Source organism: Priestia sp. FSL W8-0524, assembly GCF_038005965.1.
In the GTDB taxonomy this organism is placed as follows: Bacteria; Bacillota; Bacilli; order Bacillales; family Bacillaceae_H; genus Priestia; species Priestia zanthoxyli.
The window spans coordinates 4,912,237-4,932,724 of sequence record NZ_JBBOUG010000001.1 but is presented as its reverse complement, the minus strand read 5'-3'; the positions used below and the strand labels follow the sequence as shown (position 1 = coordinate 4,932,724).

Annotated in this window: 22 protein-coding genes; 20 read left to right on the top strand and 2 right to left on the bottom strand. The window is 37.7% G+C overall.

Going from position 1 to position 20,488, the window contains the following annotated elements; translation table 11 throughout:
- Positions 1-33: 33 nt before the first annotated feature.
- Complete coding sequence (dnaA, locus tag NST66_RS25740) at positions 34-1,377, bottom strand: chromosomal replication initiator protein DnaA (RefSeq protein ID WP_028411911.1); 1,344 nt, start codon at positions 1,375-1,377, stop codon at positions 34-36.
- A gap of 754 nt (positions 1,378-2,131) precedes the next feature.
- Here dnaA and rpmH point away from each other — a divergent pair.
- The 10 genes from rpmH (at position 2,132) to NST66_RS25690 (ending at position 11,344) form a co-directional block, all read left to right on the top strand.
- Complete coding sequence (rpmH, locus tag NST66_RS25735; RefSeq protein WP_013059930.1) at positions 2,132-2,266, top strand: 50S ribosomal protein L34; 135 nt, start codon at positions 2,132-2,134, stop codon at positions 2,264-2,266.
- 110 nt (positions 2,267-2,376) lie between these two features.
- A complete protein-coding gene (gene rnpA / locus NST66_RS25730) occupies positions 2,377-2,730 on the top strand; it encodes a ribonuclease P protein component (protein ID WP_013059929.1) in 354 nt (117 codons plus the stop codon).
- A 115-nt stretch (positions 2,731-2,845) separates the two neighbouring features.
- On the top strand, positions 2,846-3,610 hold the full coding sequence (gene spoIIIJ / locus NST66_RS25725) for a YidC family membrane integrase SpoIIIJ (RefSeq protein ID WP_028411912.1): 765 nt from the start codon (positions 2,846-2,848) through the stop codon (positions 3,608-3,610).
- On the top strand, positions 3,607-4,236 hold the full coding sequence (gene jag / locus NST66_RS25720; protein ID WP_325076162.1) for an RNA-binding cell elongation regulator Jag/EloR: 630 nt from the start codon (positions 3,607-3,609) through the stop codon (positions 4,234-4,236). Before spoIIIJ ends, jag begins: the two co-directional genes overlap by 4 nt.
- A gap of 308 nt (positions 4,237-4,544) precedes the next feature.
- Entirely contained in the window at positions 4,545-5,933 is a 1,389-nt protein-coding gene (gene mnmE, locus NST66_RS25715; RefSeq protein ID WP_028411914.1) for a tRNA uridine-5-carboxymethylaminomethyl(34) synthesis GTPase MnmE, read from the top strand.
- A gap of 22 nt (positions 5,934-5,955) precedes the next feature.
- On the top strand, positions 5,956-7,845 hold the full coding sequence (gene mnmG / locus NST66_RS25710) for a tRNA uridine-5-carboxymethylaminomethyl(34) synthesis enzyme MnmG (RefSeq protein ID WP_013059925.1): 1,890 nt from the start codon (positions 5,956-5,958) through the stop codon (positions 7,843-7,845).
- Positions 7,846-7,875: 30 nt separating this feature from the next.
- Entirely contained in the window at positions 7,876-8,592 is a 717-nt protein-coding gene (rsmG, locus tag NST66_RS25705; RefSeq protein ID WP_340843740.1) for a 16S rRNA (guanine(527)-N(7))-methyltransferase RsmG, read from the top strand.
- A gap of 135 nt (positions 8,593-8,727) precedes the next feature.
- Positions 8,728-9,603, top strand: a complete 876-nt coding sequence (noc, locus tag NST66_RS25700) for a nucleoid occlusion protein (protein WP_047749551.1) — start codon at positions 8,728-8,730, stop codon at positions 9,601-9,603.
- Positions 9,604-9,720: 117 nt separating this feature from the next.
- Complete coding sequence (locus NST66_RS25695; protein ID WP_013059922.1) at positions 9,721-10,503, top strand: ParA family protein; 783 nt, start codon at positions 9,721-9,723, stop codon at positions 10,501-10,503.
- Positions 10,475-11,344, top strand: a complete 870-nt coding sequence (locus tag NST66_RS25690) for a ParB/RepB/Spo0J family partition protein (RefSeq protein ID WP_013059921.1) — start codon at positions 10,475-10,477, stop codon at positions 11,342-11,344. Before NST66_RS25695 ends, NST66_RS25690 begins: the two co-directional genes overlap by 29 nt.
- A gap of 32 nt (positions 11,345-11,376) precedes the next feature.
- Here the strand turns inward: NST66_RS25690 and yyaC are convergent, their stop codons facing one another.
- Entirely contained in the window at positions 11,377-11,997 is a 621-nt protein-coding gene (yyaC, locus tag NST66_RS25685; RefSeq protein WP_028411915.1) for a spore protease YyaC, read from the bottom strand.
- Between the two features lie 86 nt (positions 11,998-12,083).
- On the opposite strand from yyaC, the gene NST66_RS25680 reads away from it, so the two are divergent.
- From NST66_RS25680 to rplI, 10 genes are all read left to right on the top strand, one after another.
- The gene (locus NST66_RS25680; protein WP_098627078.1) at positions 12,084-13,097 is read left to right on the top strand and encodes a YkvI family membrane protein; all 1,014 of its coding nucleotides are present in this window, start codon (positions 12,084-12,086) and stop codon (positions 13,095-13,097) included.
- A 67-nt stretch (positions 13,098-13,164) separates the two neighbouring features.
- Positions 13,165-14,058 (top strand): mechanosensitive ion channel family protein, encoded by an 894-nt coding sequence (locus NST66_RS25675; RefSeq protein ID WP_028409761.1) that lies wholly within the window; start codon positions 13,165-13,167, stop codon positions 14,056-14,058.
- A 14-nt stretch (positions 14,059-14,072) separates the two neighbouring features.
- Entirely contained in the window at positions 14,073-14,270 is a 198-nt protein-coding gene (locus NST66_RS25670; RefSeq protein ID WP_013059917.1) for a DUF951 domain-containing protein, read from the top strand.
- A gap of 170 nt (positions 14,271-14,440) precedes the next feature.
- A complete protein-coding gene (ychF, locus tag NST66_RS25665) occupies positions 14,441-15,541 on the top strand; it encodes a redox-regulated ATPase YchF (protein ID WP_028411917.1) in 1,101 nt (366 codons plus the stop codon).
- 189 nt (positions 15,542-15,730) lie between these two features.
- Entirely contained in the window at positions 15,731-16,018 is a 288-nt protein-coding gene (rpsF, locus tag NST66_RS25660) for a 30S ribosomal protein S6 (RefSeq protein ID WP_013059915.1), read from the top strand.
- Between the two features lie 47 nt (positions 16,019-16,065).
- Entirely contained in the window at positions 16,066-16,566 is a 501-nt protein-coding gene (gene ssb, locus NST66_RS25655) for a single-stranded DNA-binding protein (RefSeq protein WP_013059914.1), read from the top strand.
- Between the two features lie 66 nt (positions 16,567-16,632).
- Positions 16,633-16,872, top strand: coding sequence for a 30S ribosomal protein S18 (gene rpsR / locus NST66_RS25650; RefSeq protein WP_013059913.1), 240 nt, complete (start codon positions 16,633-16,635; stop codon positions 16,870-16,872).
- Positions 16,873-17,010: 138 nt separating this feature from the next.
- A complete protein-coding gene (locus tag NST66_RS25645) occupies positions 17,011-17,955 on the top strand; it encodes a YybS family protein (RefSeq protein WP_033580875.1) in 945 nt (314 codons plus the stop codon).
- 36 nt (positions 17,956-17,991) lie between these two features.
- Positions 17,992-19,965, top strand: a complete 1,974-nt coding sequence (locus NST66_RS25640) for a DHH family phosphoesterase (protein ID WP_025752414.1) — start codon at positions 17,992-17,994, stop codon at positions 19,963-19,965.
- Positions 19,962-20,411, top strand: coding sequence for a 50S ribosomal protein L9 (gene rplI / locus NST66_RS25635; protein WP_013059910.1), 450 nt, complete (start codon positions 19,962-19,964; stop codon positions 20,409-20,411). Before NST66_RS25640 ends, rplI begins: the two co-directional genes overlap by 4 nt.
- The last annotated feature ends 77 nt before the right edge of the window (positions 20,412-20,488 follow it).

The following is a 20,488-nucleotide window of genomic DNA, read 5'->3' as shown; positions in this document are numbered from 1 at the left end:
CTCACTTATACACAAAATACAAGTAAAAAAAGCCTATATTTTTAGTGATTCACTTATTTCTTTAATTTGTTTTTGTAGGTCAGTATCTGTTTGAACAAGTTTTGAGATTTTTTCATGAGCATGGATGACCGTAGTATGGTCTCGCCCGCCAAACTCTTCTCCAATTTTAGGAAGCGAAAAATCCGTTAGTTCGCGAGAAAGGTACATGGCAATTTGTCGAGGAAACGCTACTGACTTTGTACGTTTCTTCGCTTTGAAATCATCTAATTTTATATTAAATTCTTGTCCAACAATCTGTTGGATATCTTGAATCGTAATAACCCTAGGTTTTGAACTAGGAATGATATCTTTTAATGCTTCTGCTGCTAAATCAGCGTTTATATCTTTATTAATTAGTGAAGAATAAGCTACTACGCGAATAAGTGCTCCTTCTAATTCTCTGATATTTGAATCAATCTGATTGGCGATATAAAGCATAACTTCATTTGGAATAACTAAGCCGTCCGCTTTTGCTTTTTTACGCAAAATAGCAATTCGTGTTTCCAAATCTGGTGGTGTGATGTCTGTAATAAGGCCCCATTCAAAGCGAGAACGAAGTCGATCTTCAAGTGTAGGAATTTCTTTCGGCGGTCGATCACTTGAGATGACAATCTGCTTGCTTTCTTCATGAAGCGTATTAAACGTATGGAAAAATTCCTCTTGTGTCTGCTCTTTACCCGCTAAGAATTGAATATCATCAATCAGTAAAACATCTACATTGCGGTATTTGTTGCGGAATTCTACTGCTTTATTGTCACGAATAGAGTTAATAAACTCATTTGTGAATTTTTCAGATGATAAGTACACGACTTTAGCGGCAGGATTATGATCTAACACATAGTGGCCTATTGCGTGCATTAAGTGTGTTTTACCTAATCCTACTCCCCCGTAAATAAAAAGCGGATTATACGCTTTAGCCGGCGCCTCTGCTACTGCTAAAGAAGCTGCATGGGCAAAACGATTCCCAGATCCGATAACAAATGTATCAAAGGTATACTTCGAATTTAGCATACTTTGAGGGAATTCTGCTCCTTCGTCTTTATTGACTTTCTTTTTAGGAGTTTGAATATCGAATTCTTCCTCGGCCTGGTTAGGAGGAATAATAAATTTCACATCTAACTCTTCCCCCGTAAGGTCGTAAAGTGTTTCAGCAATTAAATTAGAATACCTAGATTCTAACCAGTCCCGTGCAAAATCATTAGGCGCAGTAATAATGAGCGTGTCTCCTTGCAAAGCATGAGCTTTTGTCGATTTGAGCCAGGTTTCAAAACTAGGTTTGCTTAATTTTTTTTCAATTTGATCTAAAGCTCTGTTCCATAAATCATGAATGTTTTCCAACGAGTAACCCCTCCTTTTTCTAGTTTTCATGCGCTTTGTACAACCCTTGTACAACCTGTACAAAACCTTATGCATAAAAAATTTATATTTATACAATTGCTATTATGTGGGTAAATATATATTATAGAAGAAAGCCGACTATTCGACAGATTCCACATGGTGTGGATAACTTTATACAGTGATAGTGGAAATGATGTCCACAAGTTGTCCACAGTTTGTGGATAAAAACCAACTGTGGAAAAGTAATTAAGAGTGAAAACAAAAATATAATATCAAAGAATTCGGCATGATGCAATGAATTTTCGAAACTTATCCACAATCACTACACCTTGTGGAGAAAAGTTTTCCACAACACAAGATAGTGTGCATGAGTTGTCGATAAGAAATGGAAAAGTAGAAAAATGTCGAAAAAACTTATCCACAAAGGTTTAAGAGAAGAATTTGAATAAAAAAGAGGCTTTTTATAACATTTATTGTTGTAGTTTTGTTCAGTAACGATGCAATCGCAGCTGGTAGAGAAAGAAAAAGAGATGAAAAGGAAAAATTTTTTCTTTAATAAATCAATGAATTTTATTGATTAGGTATAGACAATTGGGTTATAAAGATATTAGAATGAAGAAGATTGAGTAAAACAGATAATGAAACCAAGAGATTGAAAATTTTATTTTTTAAATAACATTGACATCTTCTTAGTCTTTTCATTATAATTGCAAGGACTGTCTTTTTCAGTTATTCCTCGAGGAGGTGTTTATAGATGAAAAGAACTTACCAACCAAACAAACGTAAGCACAGTAAAGTACACGGTTTCCGCGCTCGTATGAGCTCAGCGAATGGACGTAAAGTTTTAGCTCGTCGTCGTCGTAAAGGAAGAAAAGTATTATCAGCATAATAGACCACTGACGCCAGTGGTCTTTTTTCGCTTTCTAAGGCTAAAATCACCTCTGTTCCTGTAGGGACTACATAAAAGCATGACCTGAAAAAGGGCAGGAGTTGTTAAAAATGAAAAAAAGATATCGTATAAAAAAGAATGATGAATTTCAAACCGTTTTTAAAAAGGGCAAGTCCGTAGCGAATCGCCAATTTGTCTTGTATGTTCTAGACAAACCGGATCAAGAACATTTCCGCGTAGGATTCTCCGTGGGCAAAAAGATTGGAAATGCCGTGACTCGTAATCGAGTTAAGCGCCTTGCTAAACAAATTATGTTTGAATTCACACCGTATTTAAAGCAAGACAAAGATTATATTGTAATTGCAAGGCAGCCTGCTGCAACAATGAGCTATGAAGAAATTAAAAGCAGTTTGCAGCATGTCTTTAAGCGTGGCAAATTACTTACACATAGACAAAACGATTAATAAACAATAGAAGAAAAGCCTTTAATAGCTGTTGTTTTTCTACCGCATCCTTATATAATGGATTTTGACGCACTTTCAGAATTGAAAGGTGAACATGTAGAAGGAGGAAAAACAGGTGAAGAAGAAGTTGTTTTTAGGGATAACGCTTATCTTTCTATTAACTGTTTTAGCGGGTTGTACGGAAATGAACCAACCTATTACAGATGATAGTAAAGGTTTTTGGAATGAGTATGTTGTGTATCCGCTGTCATTAGTCATTACGTATCTGGCGGAGGTATTTAAAAGCTATGGAGTTGCGATCATCGTTGTCACGATCCTGATTCGCTTACTTATTCTACCGCTTATGATCAAACAGATGAGAAACACGAAAGCAATGCAGATGCTTCAGCCCGAAATGCAGAAGTTAAAGGAGAAGTACAGTTCAAAAGATGCCCAGACGCAGCAGCAATTGCAGAAAGAAACGATGGCATTATTCCAAACTTACGGAGTAAATCCTTTAGCTGGGTGCTTCCCAATTCTAATTCAAATGCCCATTCTTATTGGGATTTTCCACGCGATTACACGAACTTCGGAAATCGCAAACAACAGCTTTTTATGGTTTGATTTAGGTGCGCGTGATCCGCTATTTATCTTACCAATTGTCGCAGGAATCACAACGTTTATTCAGCAAAAGATGATGATGGCCGGAAATGCAAATCAAAATCCTCAAATGGCTATGATGCTTTGGATTATGCCGATCATGATTGTGGTTTTTGCAATCAATTTTCCAGCCGCCTTATCTCTTTATTGGGTAGTGGGAAATCTATTTATGATTATTCAAACCTACTTCATTAAAGGGCCAGACTTAAAACAAGCGAATATTGAAGGGGTTAAAAAATGAACGAAATCACAATTACGGCCCAGACGATTGAAGCTGCTGTTCAAGAAGCATTAAATGCTTTAGAAGTAGAGCGAAATCAAACAAATGTAGAAATAATTGAACCAGGTAAAAAAGGATTTTTAGGAATCTTTAAGGGAAAACCCGCAGTTGTAAAAGTTACAAAAATAGTTGACCCTGTAGAGGAAGCGGTTCATTTTATTACAAATGTTAGCCGTGAAATGGGGATTTCGATTCATACGAACGTCAAAAAAACCTCCAGAAACTGCATAATTGAGATTAGTAGCGATTCAGCGGGAATGTTGATTGGAAAACATGGGCAAACCCTCAATGCGCTCCAGCTTCTCACACAATTGGTAGCTAATCGATACAGTCAGCAATTTTTAAATGTTGTCTTAAATCCAGAAGGCTACCGGGAAAAACGAAAAGAAATGGTCGAAAAACTGGCAATAAAAATAGCTAATCAGGCGATTAAAACGAATCGATCTGTTCAACTAGAACCAATGCCTTCCCATGAAAGAAAAATGATTCACCAAGCGTTAGCTAAAAATTCTTTAGTTGAGACACAATCCGTTGGCAAAGAACCCAAAAGAAGTATTTTGGTTCAGCCAGTTGCCAAAAAGCACTAGCAAAATAAGCTAGTGCTTTTTTATATGCTTATTTTTATCGATCCAGCGTTCAAAAAAATCAAGATGCATACGTTGTTATTCACATGTGGATAAGTTAAAATAGTACATACTGCCTGTTTTTCTTGCTGTGCATAACAGAAGAACGTTAGAGATGTTCCAAATCGGTGAATTGTGGTATTCTATTTATTTGGTTCATACAAATCACGGGCCTTAAAATAGATGTTTTTGTTCGTAGAAAATTGTTAACGATGATAGTATATAACATCGTTTAAAATAAAAGGTTTATAAAATGAAATGAGGTGAAGTTGGTGCTAGATTTTGATACAATTGCGGCCATTTCTACACCAATGGGAGAAGGAGCTATTGCCATCGTCCGCCTGAGTGGTGAAGAAGCAATTACGATTGCAGATCGTATCTTTAAAAGCGTTTCGAATAAACGATTAACAGACGTAGCTTCTCATACTATTCACTACGGTCATATCGTAGATCCCAAGACGGAGCAAGTCGTTGAAGAAGTGATGCTTTCCATTATGAAAGGTCCCAAGACATTTACTAGAGAAGACATTATTGAAATTAACTGTCACGGAGGAATTGTATCCGTTAATCGTGTGCTGCAGTTAGTTATTGCAAATGGTGCCCGTTTAGCCGAGCCAGGTGAGTTTACAAAACGAGCATTTTTAAATGGTCGAGTAGACTTATCACAAGCAGAAGCTGTAATGGATTTAATTCGTGCCAAAACAGATAAAGCGATGAATATGGCAATTGGCCAAATGGAAGGGCGTTTGTCCAAGCTAGTACGTCATTTACGCCAGGAAATTCTCGAAACACTTGCCCATGTAGAGGTGAACATTGACTATCCAGAATACGACGATGTAGAGGAAATGACTCACCAAGTGTTGATCGAAAAAGCTTCAAATGTACGCCAAGAAATTGATAAGCTTCTTCAAACCTCTCATCAAGGGAAAATTTTAAGAGAAGGATTAGCTACGGTTATTATTGGACGTCCTAATGTAGGGAAATCTTCTCTTCTAAATAGTTTAGTGCAAGATGCAAAGGCTATTGTCACAGACATTCCTGGAACGACGCGAGATGTGATCGAAGAGTACGTTAATGTGCGAGGAGTTCCTCTACGATTAGTTGATACAGCTGGAATTCGTGAAACAGAAGATATTGTAGAACGAATTGGTGTGGAACGCTCCCGTCAGTATTTGAAAGAAGCGGATTTAATTTTGCTTGTGTTGAATTTCAATGAAGAATTAACGGACGAAGATAAAAAGCTATTTGAAGCTGTAGAAGGCATGGACGTTATTGTCATTGTGAATAAAACAGATCTTGAGCAAAAAATTAATCTAGAGGAAGTGCAGCAATTTGCTGGTGATCATCCAGTAGTGACGACTTCGCTTCTTCAAGAACAAGGAGTGGATCAGCTTGAAGAAGCAATCGCAGCTCTTTTCTTTGAAGGAACAATTGAATCTCAAGATTTAACATATTTATCTAATACGAGACATATTGCGCTTTTAACGCAAGCAAGAGGAGCTATCGATGAGGCCATCACAGGTATTGAAAGTGGTGTTCCAATCGATATTGTCCAAATTGATTTAACAAGAACGTGGGAACTATTAGGTGAAATTATTGGTGATGCTGTTCACGAAAGCTTAATTGATCAGTTGTTCTCTCAATTCTGTTTAGGAAAATAGATTATTAAAGGAGGCTACTATTATGCAATATGAAGGTGGACAATATGATGTTATTGTCATTGGAGCAGGTCATGCAGGATGTGAAGCGGCGCTTGCTTCTGCGCGTATGGGTGCTAAAACGTTAACGTTGACCATCAACTTAGACATGGTGGCGTTTATGCCCTGCAATCCTTCTGTAGGTGGTCCTGCAAAAGGTATTGTCGTACGTGAAATTGATGCTCTTGGCGGAGAAATGGGTAGAAATATCGATAAAACTCATATTCAAATGAGAATGTTAAACACAGGAAAAGGTCCGGCTGTTCGAGCACTTAGAGCTCAAGCAGATAAATTTGCTTATCAGCATGAAATGAAAAAAACGTTAGAAAATGAAGAAAACCTAACCCTTATGCAAGGCATGGTAGAACAGTTAATCGTAGAAGACGGTGTATGTACAGGTGTTGTCACTCAAACGGGAGCTGTGTATAAAGCTAAAACAGTTGTTATTACGACAGGAACATTCTTACGCGGGGAAATTATTTTAGGTGAACTAAAATACTCAAGCGGTCCTAACAATCAACAACCGGCTATTAAGCTTTCTGAACACTTAGAGGAGTTAGGACTGGACATGGTCCGTTTTAAAACAGGAACTCCACCTCGTGTTAATAGCTCAACTATCGATTACAGCAAAACGGAGATTCAGCCTGGGGATGATGTGCCTCGTGCTTTCTCATATGAAACAACACAGTACATTACAGATCAATTGCCTTGCTGGTTAACATATACAAGTGAACAAACGCATCAAATTATTGATGACAACCTCCACTTATCCCCTATGTATTCTGGGATGATCAAAGGTACTGGACCACGCTACTGTCCATCTATTGAAGATAAGGTTGTGCGCTTTAATGATAAACCGCGTCACCAAATTTTCTTAGAGCCAGAAGGACGAAATACGCAAGAAGTATATGTTCAAGGACTATCAACAAGCCTTCCTGAGCACGTACAGCGTCAAATGCTTGCAACAATTCCTGGCCTTGAAAAAGTCCAAATGATGCGTGCGGGCTATGCTATTGAATATGATGCAATTGTTCCGACTCAGTTATGGCCAACGCTGGAAACGAAGAAAATTAAAAATCTTTATACGGCTGGACAAATTAACGGAACGTCTGGTTATGAAGAAGCTGCAGGCCAAGGTCTTCTTGCCGGAATTAACGCGGGAAGAAGAGCGCTGGAACAAGAAGAAGTCATCTTAGGACGTTCTGATGCTTACATCGGTGTATTGGTGGATGATTTAGTAACAAAAGGAACAAATGAACCGTATCGTCTGCTAACATCGCGTGCAGAATATCGTTTATTGCTTCGTCACGACAACGCTGATTTACGCCTCACTGAAATTGGTCGTGAACTAGGATTAATCAGCGATGAGCGCTATGCTAAATTTGAACAAAAGAAAGCGGAAATCGAGCAAGAGAAGAAACGTCTTTTCTCTTTTATTATTAAGCCGAATGAAGCTGTTCAACAACTGATTAAAGAAGCTGGCGGCAGCGAATTAAAAGATGGCATTCGTGCGACAGATTTACTTCGCCGCCCTGAAATGACGTATACTCATATTCATCAATTAGCACCAGCGGATGAGACGGTAGATCCTGAAGTAGCTGAACAAGTAGAAATTCAGGTGAAATACGAAGGATATATTCAGAAATCACTTCAACAAGTTGAACGCTTGAAGAAGTTAGAAAACAAAAAGATTCCTGATTATATCGATTATGATGCAATTAACGGTTTAGCTACAGAAGCCCGTCAAAAATTAAACCAAGTGCGTCCACTAACGGTAGCGCAAGCTTCACGTATTTCTGGAGTCAACCCAGCTGATATTTCAATCTTGCTTGTTTATATTGAACAAGGGCGCATCGCTAAAGTATCAAATGATTAAAACTCTTAGGCGCGAAGAAAGGGAAACTCAATGAATATTCAACAGTTTCAACAGCTATTAGAAGAAAAGGGAATTTCTCTTTCTTCTAGACAGCTGAATCAATTTGAAAAGTATTATCAAGTTTTAGTGGAATGGAACGAAAAAATGAATTTAACTGCTATCACTGATCACGGTGAAGTGTATGAAAAGCATTTTTACGATTCTATTTCAGCTGCTTTTTTTCAAGACTTTACAGAAATTGAATCCATGTGTGATGTAGGAGCAGGAGCAGGATTTCCAAGTATTCCGATCAAAATTTGTTTCCCGCATTTGCATGTAACCATTGTTGATTCGTTACAAAAGCGTATTACGTTTTTGACGCATCTTGTAAATGAGCTTGACCTAGACAATGTCACACTATGTCATGATCGAGCTGAAACATTTGGTAAAAAAGAAACGATTCGCGAGTCATTCGATCTTGTAACAGCAAGAGCCGTGGCACGTATCTCGGTTCTTAATGAATTTTGCTTACCGCTTGTTAAAGAACAAGGACGCTTTTTAGCAATGAAAGGTGCTTCTGCCCCTGAGGAATTAAAAAATGGGGAAAAATCATTTCAAGTATTAGGTGGAAAAGTGAAGTCGATTGAACATTTCCAATTGCCTTTGGAGCAAAGTGAACGTTACATTATTTTAATAGATAAAATAAAGAAAACGCCTAAAAAATATCCTAGAAAACCTGGTACCCCAGTTAAGCTTCCATTAGAGTAGGCGGTAAATAGATAGAGAAGAAAATGTTTCATATGAAACATTTTCTTCTCTATATTTTCTATTTAGAAAGCAGGATATGATTAAAAAACATCGAATTAGTTTAAGGCGGGATTTTCCTGAAGGTGGTGTGGGACTATGAAATCTGCTTTTTCACGTTTTTTTAATTTAAAAGAAAAAGATGAGGATATTCGTGTAGAGATTGAAACTGTCCAAGATGAAAATGTCGAAAAAGTTTTAAGAGATGAAGTAAAACAAATTAGGGTTTCAAGTATTATTCCGAATCGTTATCAGCCGCGTACTGTGTTTAATGAAGCAAAAATTGAAGAGCTAGCTCTTACTATTCATACACACGGTATTATTCAACCTATTGTGGTTCGACCGACTGAGGGCGAAGAATACGAATTAATTGCTGGAGAACGCCGGTGGAGAGCTGTACAAAGCTTAGGATGGGATACGGTTCCTGCAATTGTGAAACATTTTAACGATACAGAAACGGCCTCTGTGGCTTTAATAGAAAACTTACAACGTGAAGAGCTAACGGCTGTCGAAGAAGCACTAGCCTACGCAAAGTTAATTGAGTTACATAATCTTACCCAAGAGGCATTAGCTCAACGTTTAGGAAAAGGCCAATCCACAATTGCAAACAAGCTTCGTTTGTTAAAGCTTCCTGTTGAAATACAAGAAGCAATCAAACAAAAATTGATTACAGAGCGACATGCGAGAGCGCTCATTCCCCTCAAAAATCAAGAAAAACAACTTCAAGTATTAGCTGAGATTATTGAAAAACAATTAAATGTAAAACAAACGGAAGATCGAGTAGTTAAATTGTTAGAAACGCAGGTTAAAAAGCCAAAAGCAAAAAGAAAAGCGTTTAGTAAAGATACGCGTATCGCAATGAATACAATCCGTCAATCGTTGACAATGGTTAGTGACAGCGGTATTTCATTAAACACAGAAGAAGAAGAGTTTGATGAATATTTTCAGTTTACTATTAAGATTCCGAAAAAATAAAGAAATAGCCCTCATCTTTTTTTGATGAGGCTTTTTTATCAAAGTTTTTCGTCAGAAAATTCAATGAACAATAAAACTGTCTGGACAAATGGGATGGAAATGAAAGTAGGTGACAACATGGGGAAAATTGTGGCAGTTGCGAATCAAAAAGGCGGGGTTGGAAAAACAACAACCGCTGTTAATTTAGGCGCTTGTTTAGCTGAACAAGGAAAAAAGGTTCTACTTGTAGACGGAGATCCACAGGGTAACGCTACGAGTGGAGTTGGCATAGATAAAGCAGATGTAGATGAATGTATTTACAATGTAGTAGTGGAAGATATGGAAGCCAAAAATGTTGTGCGTTCAACAGCCGTCGAAAATTTATCAATCATTCCCGCGACCATTCAATTAGCTGGTGCAGAAATTGAATTAGTGTCGACTATTTCACGTGAAGTTCGACTTAAGAGAGCTTTAGAAACGGTGAAAGATCACTTTGATTATGTTATTATTGATTGTCCCCCTTCTCTTGGTTTACTGACATTAAATGCGTTAACTGCAGCTGATTCTGTTTTAATACCTGTACAGTGTGAATATTATGCGCTTGAAGGATTAAGTCAATTGCTAAATACCGTTAGATTAGTCCAAAAACATTTGAATAATCAACTGCGTATCGAAGGTGTATTGCTTACTATGCTTGACGCACGCACAAATTTGGGACTCCAGGTAACAGCAGAAGTGAAGAAGTACTTTCAGGATCGGGTTTATCAAACGATTATTCCTCGAAATGTTCGTTTGAGCGAAGCACCTAGTCATGGTGAACCAATTATCTTATATGATGCAAGATCTAGAGGGGCCGCAGTTTATACGGAACTTGCAAAGGAAGTGATTTATAATGGCGAAAGGATTAGGGAAAGGAATTAATGCCTTATTTTCAGGCTTAGATGCACAGGCTGATGATTCAATTCAGGAAGTTGCTATTCACGAACTTAGACCCAACCCCTATCAACCACGTAAAACGTTTAATAAAGAAGCAATTAATGAGTTAAAGCAATCCATTTTACATCATGGCATCTTACAGCCTATTGTAGCTCGCAAAAGCATTAAAGGCTATGAAATCTTAGCGGGTGAAAGACGATTTAGAGCTGCTAAAGAAGCTGACCTTGCTACTGTTCCTGTCATTATAAAAGACTTTTCAGAAAAGCAAATGATGGAACTAGCTTTGTTGGAGAATTTACAGCGTGAAGATTTGACGCCAATTGAAGAAGCAACCGCTTATCAATTGCTTATGGATAAGCTCGATATGACACAGGAGCAACTTGCTACACGACTAGGAAAAAGCCGACCTCATATTGCTAACTATGTTCGCCTCTTGCAACTGCCTGAGGAAATTCAAACCCTCATTTCTACTAATGAATTGTCTATGGGACACGGGCGTACGCTAGTCGGTTTAAAAAATAAAGCTCTTCTACCTAAAGTAGTTGAAAAAATACGCAAGGAACAATTAAATGTCAGACAGCTAGAGGCTTATATTGCTCACTTAAATAAAGCCGTTCCACGTGAAACATCAAAAACCAAAAAAGATAAAGATTTATTCATAAAACAAAGTGAAACACAGCTCCGTGAGCGCTTTGGTACCTCTGTTCATATTACACAAAGCAAGAAAAAAGGAAAAATTGAAATCGAATTTTTCTCTAAAGAAGATTTAAACCGTCTTCTTGAATTATTTAATGATCTTTCTCAGACCAATAAATCTTCTGTATAAAAAAGGTTGTCCTAGTTTTAGGACAACCTTTTTTATTGTTTATAGTGTCTTACAGTTTGGTAAACCGGAGAAGCATTAAACTCTTTCTCTCGTTCGTTGTGTACAGTCTCAATGCTTTTCGCAATTAAATCGGCAATGCACATAACAAGATGAAGCCTCGTATTTTGCAAGACGAAAAACTCCATAAATCCGCTCACGTTGACAACCCCTGTTATATGAATATCCCCGACTGGCGGCAATTCTTTATTAACCCCTGCTCCTGGTTTAACGGGTCCTATTCCAAGTGATGCGGAGCCTACGCTTTTCATACGACCTAAACAAGCATCAATTCCAATAATAAAAGGATTCGGGAAAAGCTTTTGAATATGTTTTAACGTTTCTTTCAAATTAACAGCATGAACAGGCTCTTCTAACGTTCCAAAAATATGAAAAGATGAAACCTTTTTTTCATTCAGTTTCGTTCCGACTAATGGACCCAATGAGTCCCCAGTTGAACGGTCCGTTCCAATACATACAAAAACAATTGGTCTGTCTTTCTGTGCTGGAAGTAAAGATAGTAACTGTGTACTCAGCTTCTTTATAGCAGATTCTTCATCATGAAATACGCGGGTTGAATGTTGTGTCTTCTCAAAGAAGGGAGATTTTAAATTCATAGGGTCCACTCCTTATACATAATAGTAACAGTATACGAAGATTTTGAAGATTCTATACATATATTTCATAGATTGGGGGAAAATCGATGTGGAGAGCCGGGTGTAAATGGATATTCTTAATTATGGGAACGATGATAGGCGCTGGATATGCTTCTGGAAGAGAACTATGGCAGTTTTTTGGTGAAGAAAGCGGACTTGCTATTTTTCTATTTTCTATTATTTTTGCGATTTCTTGCAATGTGATTATGCAAATCAGCTATCGCTATCGAACCAATCAATTTTACCCAGTACTAATTGAATTAATAGGAAAGAAATGGGCTGCAGCCTACGACGTTTTAATCGTTTTTTATTTGTTTACGACGACGGTGATTATGATTGCAGGAGGCGGGGCGACATTGGAAATGTGGCATGTTCCTTACTGGTGGGGAATTGGTGCTCTTAGTGCGTTGATTGTCTTTGTTTTTTCAAGAGGATTAAGTGGACTGCTTTCTATCAATTCTTTCGTTATGCCAATCTTAATGATTGGACTAGCTGGCGTACTTCTTACATTTATTTTACGTCATCCTGGAGTAACTAATTGGCATCTTCAGCATAATTGGCCTGCTGCTTTTACCTTTACGGCTTTGAATATTCTTCCTCTCGTCGCGGTATTATCTACAATTGGAAAGGAAATTAAAAGCAAAAAAGAGATTTATATTGCAAGTGTTGGCAGTGGTTTTTTATTAGGAGGTCTCTCCTTTATTTATAATGAATCACTTATTCAAGTTTCAGGGCTTCTTTCCTCTTATGAAATTCCATTATTCGCTATTCTTAAAGATTTTCCTTATATGATGACGTTTTTAATGAGCATTGTTTTGCTTATCGCAATTTATACGACAGCCGTTTCGGGAATTTTAGGATTGACCGCGCGTTTTCATACTGAAAAGGTGCAATCTCTTTGGAAACTGGCAGCCTGCTGGCTACTTTTAATGATTCCCTTTACAAAGGTAGGGTTTTCTACTTTGATTGCCGTTTTGTATCCAATGTATGGAATCGTCAATTTATTTCTAGTAACAGCCGTTCTGTTGTATCCATTTCGAAATCGCTACAAAAGTTCGTAGAAACTTGCTACAATAGGTTAAAACTTTCTCATATGCAGATTATGTTACGTTAGGAGCTACATGTAGTATGAATTCGTTGAAGTCGGTTTTTAAGAACGTGTTTGAGCCATTTTTTCAAGAAGAAACGTGGGCACATATTGGAGAGGGATTTATAAAAATTCTGTTGATTCTACTTATTTCCATGTTTTTAATTCGGATTGGAAAGAAAGCGTTAAATAAATTTGTAGAGGTTCGCACAAATAGCCCTCTGCGTATTTCTGAGCGACGAGAAGCTACGATGGTCCGTTTGCTTCAAAATATTTTTTCTTATGCCATTTATTTCGTTGCGGGAGTTATGATTTTAGAAACATTATCGGTAGATGTCCGTGGATTGCTAGCGGGGGCTGGAATCGTAGGGCTCGCAGTAGGGTTTGGTGCTCAAAACTTAGTGAAAGACATTATCACGGGATTTTTTATTATCTTTGAAGATCAGTTCTCCGTTGGGGATTATGTTCGAGTAGGAACATTCGAGGGAACTGTGGAAGAAATTGGGTTGCGCACCACGAAGATTAAGAGTTGGACAGGCGAAATTAATATTTTGCCCAATGGCAGTATTGTGGAGGTCACTAATTTTTCGTTACATAACAGCGTAGCTTTCGTTGATGTAAGCATTTCTTATGAAGAAAACATACAAAAAGCAGAACAAGTGATTTTAGACCTGTTAGAAGAATTGCCAAGTCGCTATGAAGATATGGTGAAAACGCCTGAACTGCTGGGGGTTCAAAATATCCATGCAACTGAAGTTACAATGAGGATTACAAGCGAAGTAAAACCAATGAGACATTTCCATATTTCTCGTATGATTCGTAAAGAAGTGCGTACAAGGCTAAATGAACATGGAATTGAAGTTCCATTTCCACGTATGGTTATGTATAATCGTACAGAAGAAGCACAGCATTCGTCGACGTTGAAAGGGACATAAGGAGGAGAGAGCTGATGACGGAAAAAGAATTTGGTTTAAATGACGTTGTGGAAATGAAAAAACCTCATCCTTGCGGTACAAATGAATGGAAAATCATTCGAATGGGAATGGATATCCGTATTAAATGTGAAGGCTGCGGCCATAGCGTAATGATTCCAAGACGTGATTTTGCACGTAAAATGAAAAAAATTCTTGTAAAGCATGAGGAATAACCTCATGCATTTTCTATGTTTATGCCTTATACTGTAAGGTGGGACAAAATGAGGCACCTTAACCCCATGCGGTTAAAGGTTCTTTATCAAACTTGTATTTCAAAAGTTGACTCACTATAATTGTGACAGGTTAACTTGTTTCGGATATATAAAGAGGAGTGAATAAATATATGGCTTTAACAGCTGGAATTGTTGGTCTTCCTAACGTTGGAAAATCAACATTATTTAATGCAATTACACAAGCGGGCGCAGAATCTGCGAACTACCCTTTCTGTACGATTGATCCTAACGTAGGTATCGTAGAAGTACCTGATCATCGTCTTCAAAAACTTACAGAGCTTGTAAAACCTAAAAAAACAATCCCAACAGCATTTGAATTCACAGATATCGCTGGAATCGTAAAAGGTGCTAGTAAAGGTGAAGGATTGGGAAATAAATTCTTATCTCATATTCGAGAAGTAGATGCGATTTGTCACGTTGTGCGTTGTTTTGAAGATGAAAACATCACGCACGTTTCAGGAAAAGTAGATCCTATCTCAGATATTGAAACAATTAATTTAGAGTTGATTTTAGCAGATTTAGAAACGGTAGAGAAACGTATTGGCCGTGTTCAAAAAATGGCTAAACAAAAAGATAAAGAAGCAATGTATGAATACGAAATTCTAGAGAAACTAAAGAATGCATTTGAAAGTGATCAGCCAGCTCGTGCTGTATCATTTACAGAAGAACAAATGAAATTAGTAAAACAATTTCACTTGCTAACGATTAAGCCTATTCTTTATGTAGCAAACGTTGCTGAAGATGAAGTAGCCGATGCATCTGCTAACGAATATGTAGCAAAAGTGCGTGAGTATGCGGCAAGCGAAGGTGCAGAAGTAATTGTTGTTTGCGCACGCATTGAATCTGAAATTGCTGAACTTGAAGGAGAAGAAAAAGCAATGTTCCTTGAAGAACTAGGCATTGAACAGTCAGGTCTAGATCAGCTTGTACGTGCAGCGTACGATTTACTTGGATTAGCTACGTACTTTACAGCTGGTGAGCAAGAAGTACGCGCGTGGACGTTTACACAAGGTATGAAAGCTCCTGAGTGTGCAGGTATTATTCATACAGATTTTGAACGTGGATTTATTCGTGCAGAAACGGTGTCATACGAGGATTTATTAGCTGCCAAAACAATGGGAGCAGCTCGTGAAGCTGGAAAAGTACGTTTAGAAGGAAAAGAATACATCGTAAAAGACGGAGACGTTATGCATTTCCGCTTTAACGTATAAGATTAAAAGCCGAAAGAAGATATCTTCTTTCGGCTTTTATCGTTGGCGAAAATATTAGCGTATATTTACGAAACAGCCCGCAATGCATATTGCTTTGCCTAGGGTAGTGTGCTATAATTTTAATTCGTGAGTAATATTTTATTGCTCCTTGCCCGTTTCGGGCCGTTAGACCAAAAGGAGGTGACAGTGATGAGAAAGTATGAAGTAATGTACATCATCCGTCCAAGCATTGATGACGAAGCAAAGAAAGCATTAGTTGAGCGCTTCAACGGCGTATTAACTGATAATGGTGCTGAAATCGCAAATGTTAAAGAATGGGGTAAACGTCGTTTAGCATACGAAATCAATGATTTCCGTGACGGTTACTACATGATTCTTGACGTGGCGGCTACTTCAGAAGCAGTTTCTGAATTTGATCGTCTTGCGAAAATCAACGAAGACATTATCCGTCATATCGTTGTTAAACAAGAAGCATAATTAAACGTTTAAATAAATGGGTTTTATTTCCTTAAGGAGTGGTTCTGATGATGAATCGCGTAATTCTCGTAGGACGCTTAACCAAAGATCCTGAATTACGTTATACCCCGAGTGGAGCAGCGGTTGCAACATTCACTTTAGCGGTAAACCGCACATTTACAAATCAGCAAGGTGAACGTGAAGCTGACTTCATCAACTGTGTTGTATGGCGTCGTCAGGCTGAAAATGCAGCCAATTTCCTTAAAAAAGGAAGTTTAGCTGGTGTTGATGGTCGACTACAATCTCGCAGTTACGAAGGACAAGACGGTCGTCGTGTATACGTAACGGAAGTTGTAGCGGAAAGTGTGCAATTTTTAGAGCCGAAAAGTGGCGGTGGGGATACGCAACGCAGTAACTTTGCTAACACTGGAGGATCTGGACAAGGCTCTCCATTTGGAGATAATCAGAACCGTAACTCAGGTAATCAAGGTTATACTCGCGTTGATGATGATCCATTTGCAAATAATGGCGAGACAATTGACATTTCTGATGACGATTTACCGTTTTAATTCGCAGTAGATTATCCGGAGTATAAAATTTTATAGAAACTTTTAAGCGGAAGGAGGCGTATCAAAATGGCAGGTGGACGTAAAGGTGGACGCAACAGACGTCGTAAAGTTTGTTTCTTCACAGCAAACGGCATCACTCACATCGATTACAAAGATGTAGATATGCTTAAAAAATTCGTTTCAGAGCGTGGTAAAATTTTACCTCGTCGTGTAACTGGAACAAGCGCTAAATACCAACGTAAATTAACGATCGCTATCAAACGCGCTCGTCAAATGGCATTATTACCATATGTTTCTGGTGAATAATGAACGGTATAAAAAGAGGCAGTAAGGATTCCCTTACTGCCTCTTTTTACATTACATAGGTGCTCTTTTGTCAAATAGTTGCTTCTTATGAACTGAATCGATAAAATAAATAATAGTCTATATCAACGAGGTGAAGTTGTGAAAGGAATTCGATATATTACAGAAGGAGCAGCTCTTTTAGCGCTGTTTGTAGCGCTGTTGCTTTTTTCACTATACATACCTGTTGTGGGAACCATTTTCCAACTAGCGCTAGCTGTTCCATTTATTGTGTATACCGTTCGTCATGGGTGGAAAAAGGCAATATTATTTTTAGTAGTAGGGTTGTTATTGACTTTGTTATTTGGAAATGTATTGACTCTTCCTTTTACACTTGTATTTGGTATTGGTGGATTAGCAATAGGAATGCTTTACCGACAAAAACAAAAAAGGTATACCATTTTACTAGGCGGCACGGTTGCATTTAGTTTAGGTTTACTTTTATTGTTCGTAGGAGCAAATGTCATTTTTAATGTTAATTTAATGGAGCAAATAAATAATGCTTTAGATCAATCGATTAATCAAAGTATTGAAATGATGAAAAGTTTAGGACAAGACGTTAAGGAATCTCAAATTGACCAAATGAGAGATGCATTTGATATGTTTAAAAATCTGCTGCCTCTATTAATTGTTATGGGTGGAGTTATTCTAGCCTTTTTCTCTCAGCTTATTGCTACGCCTATTCTTAAAAGAACAGGTTATGAGGTGCAAGCATTCCCGCCTTTTCGTGAATTTAAACTTCCTAAAAGTATTCTATGGTATTATTTGATTGCATTAATCTTATCCTTCCCATCTTTTAATATTGAACAAGGTACATTTATGTACGTAGCTATTATCAACATCGTGATGGGACTGCAAATGCTAGTCGTGTTACAAGGGATCTCTTTTATTTTCTATTTCTCACATCAAAAAGGGTATGCCAAAGCAATTCCAATTGTTGTAACAATTTTAGCATTAATTATTCCAATTATCCTTCAAATTGTGCGCATCTTAGGTATAATTGATTTAGGATTTAATTTAAGAAAACAATTAGACACAAAAAAGTAGATATTGTGGAACTTAAAAAAGTAGGAGCTGAAATGGATGCCTGTCTTTACAAAAAAGAACGTCATTCGCTATCCATTTTACTCATTGTATAGTATAGCCCTGATTTTAGTAGGTATCGTGACCTATCATAATTGGATCATAGGAATGATAGGCTTTATATTACTATTAGCCTGTCTTTTTCTATACATGAGAATGGAGCGAATGCTGTCCGATGAGTTTGAAACCTATATTTCAATGCTGTCTCATCGGTTGAAAAAAGTAGGCGAAGAGGCATTAATGGAAATGCCGATTGGGATTATGCTATTTAATGATGAATATCAAATTGAATGGACCAATCCTTTTCTAGCATCTTGTCTCGGTGAAGACACACTGGTGGGAAGATCATTATACGATGTGGCAGAGAGTATTATTCCACTGATCAAACAAGAAGTGGAAACAGAAGTTGTCACGTTGCATGATCGGAAATTCAAAGTGGTGATTAAACGAGACGAGCGCTTACTGTACTTCTTTGATATTACAGAGCAAATAGAAATCGAAAAATTGTATGAGGAAGAACGAACAAGTTTAGGCATTATCTTTTTAGATAATTATGATGAACTAACGCAAGGAATGGATGATCAAGTTAAAAGTAACTTGAATAGCCAAGTAACTTCTATGTTAAATAGTTGGGCTCAAGAATACGGTATTTTTATTAAACGTACGTCTTCTGAGAAATTTATTGCGATTATGAATGAACAAATCTTAATTCATTTAGAGCGAAGCAAATTTTCTATCTTAGACCAAGTTCGAGAAGAGACGTCTAAACAAAATATACCGCTTACATTGAGCATTGGTATCGGAGCTGGTGCTGCTGATTTACCTGAGCTGGGTGCTTTAGCTCAATCTAGCTTGGATTTGGCCTTAGGCCGAGGTGGAGATCAAGTAGCGATTAAACAGCCGAATGGAAAAGTGAAATTCTTTGGCGGCAAGACTAATCCAATGGAAAAACGGACGCGCGTGCGTGCCAGAGTTATTTCTCACGCGTTAAAAGAGCTCATTACAGAGAGTGGAAAAGTGATTATCATGGGTCATAAGTATCCGGATATGGATGCTGTAGGAGCTGCTATTGGGATATTAAAAGTAGCGCAAGTAAATCAGAAAGACGGTTTTATCGTATTAGATCCTGATCATATTGATACAGGTGTTCAGCGAATGCTAGAAGAGATTAAAAAGAAAGAAGGCCTGTGGGAACGATTTATTACGCCTGAAGAAGCCTTAAATCTTGTGAGTGATGATACTCTTTTAGTAGTAGTAGATACGCATAAGCCGTCGCTCGTTATTGAAGAAAGGTTATTAAATCGTATTGAAAATGTCGTGGTCATTGATCATCATAGACGAGGAGAAGACTTTATCGAAGACCCTCTTCTTGTCTATATGGAGCCATATGCTTCCTCGACAGCAGAACTCGTTACTGAGCTTCTTGAATACCAGCCAAAACGATTTAAAATTGATATGCTAGAAGCAACAGCACTTTTAGCCGGTATTATTGTCGATACAAAAAGCTTTACATTACGCACGGGATCTCGTACGTTTGATGCAGCGTCCTTTTTACGTTCTCAAGGCGCAGATACGGTTCTTGTTCAAAAGTTTTTAAAAGAAGATATCACACAATATGTACAGCGAGCACGCTTTATTGAACATGCAGAGATTTATACAGCAGGTATTGCCATTTCACGCGCTGAACCGAACAAAATGTATGATCAAGTGTTAATCGCGCAAGCTGCAGATACGTTGCTTTCAATCAGCGGAGTGGTTGCTTCGTTTGTTATTTCTAAGCGACGGGATAATCTAATTGGCATTAGTGCTAGATCGCTTGGAGATATCAATGTACAAGTTATTATGGAAAGTCTCCAAGGCGGAGGCCACTTAACGAATGCTGCTACTCAACTTCAAGACATTAGTTTGGATGAAGCTGAAGAAAGGCTTAAACAAGCAATTGATGAGTACTTAGATGGAGGTAAAAAATCATGAAAGTAATTTTCTTAAAAGATGTAAAAGGAAAAGGCAAAAAAGGTGAAGTGAAAAATGTTTCAGATGGTTATGCACATAACTTCTTATTAAAGAATGGTTATGCTGTTGAAGCTACAGGCGGTAATGTGAAGGTATTAGAAGCACAAAAAAATAGAGAGCAAAAAGATGCAGCTGCAGAACTTCAAGCAAACAAAGAGTTAAAAGCAACTCTTGAAGAACTAACAGTTGAATTAACAGCAAAATCTGGTGAAGGTGGCCGTTTATTCGGTTCTATCACAAGCAAACAAATTGCTGAAGAATTAAAGAAAAAACACAAAATTAAAGTAGATAAGCGTAAAATTGAATTAAATGATGCCATTCGCGCATTAGGCTACACAAATGTACCGGTTAAATTACATCCGGAAGTAACGGCTACTGTAAAGGTACACGTGACTGAACAAAAATAAACGTACGATTGAGAAATAAGTAAATAATATAAAGGGTTGGCGCGGACTTGTATTTGTTCGCGCCAACATTTATGATG

Coding starts and splice junctions, on each gene's coding strand:
- noc (WP_047749551.1), top strand. CDS start 8,728: ATGAAATCTGCTTTTTCACGTTTTTTTAATTTAAAAGAAAAAGATGAG.
- NST66_RS25670 (WP_013059917.1), top strand. CDS start 14,073: ATGACGGAAAAAGAATTTGGTTTAAATGACGTTGTGGAAATGAAAAAA.
- ychF (WP_028411917.1), top strand. CDS start 14,441: ATGGCTTTAACAGCTGGAATTGTTGGTCTTCCTAACGTTGGAAAATCA.
- rsmG (WP_340843740.1), top strand. CDS start 7,876: ATGAATATTCAACAGTTTCAACAGCTATTAGAAGAAAAGGGAATTTCT.
- mnmG (WP_013059925.1), top strand. CDS start 5,956: ATGCAATATGAAGGTGGACAATATGATGTTATTGTCATTGGAGCAGGT.
- rnpA (WP_013059929.1), top strand. CDS start 2,377: ATGAAAAAAAGATATCGTATAAAAAAGAATGATGAATTTCAAACCGTT.
- yyaC (WP_028411915.1), bottom strand. CDS start 11,997: ATGAATTTAAAATCTCCCTTCTTTGAGAAGACACAACATTCAACCCGC.
- NST66_RS25640 (WP_025752414.1), top strand. CDS start 17,992: ATGCCTGTCTTTACAAAAAAGAACGTCATTCGCTATCCATTTTACTCA.
- rplI (WP_013059910.1), top strand. CDS start 19,962: ATGAAAGTAATTTTCTTAAAAGATGTAAAAGGAAAAGGCAAAAAAGGT.
- NST66_RS25690 (WP_013059921.1), top strand. CDS start 10,475: ATGGCGAAAGGATTAGGGAAAGGAATTAATGCCTTATTTTCAGGCTTA.
- jag (WP_325076162.1), top strand. CDS start 3,607: ATGAACGAAATCACAATTACGGCCCAGACGATTGAAGCTGCTGTTCAA.
- NST66_RS25680 (WP_098627078.1), top strand. CDS start 12,084: ATGTGGAGAGCCGGGTGTAAATGGATATTCTTAATTATGGGAACGATG.
- NST66_RS25695 (WP_013059922.1), top strand. CDS start 9,721: ATGGGGAAAATTGTGGCAGTTGCGAATCAAAAAGGCGGGGTTGGAAAA.
- rpsR (WP_013059913.1), top strand. CDS start 16,633: ATGGCAGGTGGACGTAAAGGTGGACGCAACAGACGTCGTAAAGTTTGT.
- NST66_RS25675 (WP_028409761.1), top strand. CDS start 13,165: ATGAATTCGTTGAAGTCGGTTTTTAAGAACGTGTTTGAGCCATTTTTT.
- ssb (WP_013059914.1), top strand. CDS start 16,066: ATGATGAATCGCGTAATTCTCGTAGGACGCTTAACCAAAGATCCTGAA.
- rpmH (WP_013059930.1), top strand. CDS start 2,132: ATGAAAAGAACTTACCAACCAAACAAACGTAAGCACAGTAAAGTACAC.
- rpsF (WP_013059915.1), top strand. CDS start 15,731: ATGAGAAAGTATGAAGTAATGTACATCATCCGTCCAAGCATTGATGAC.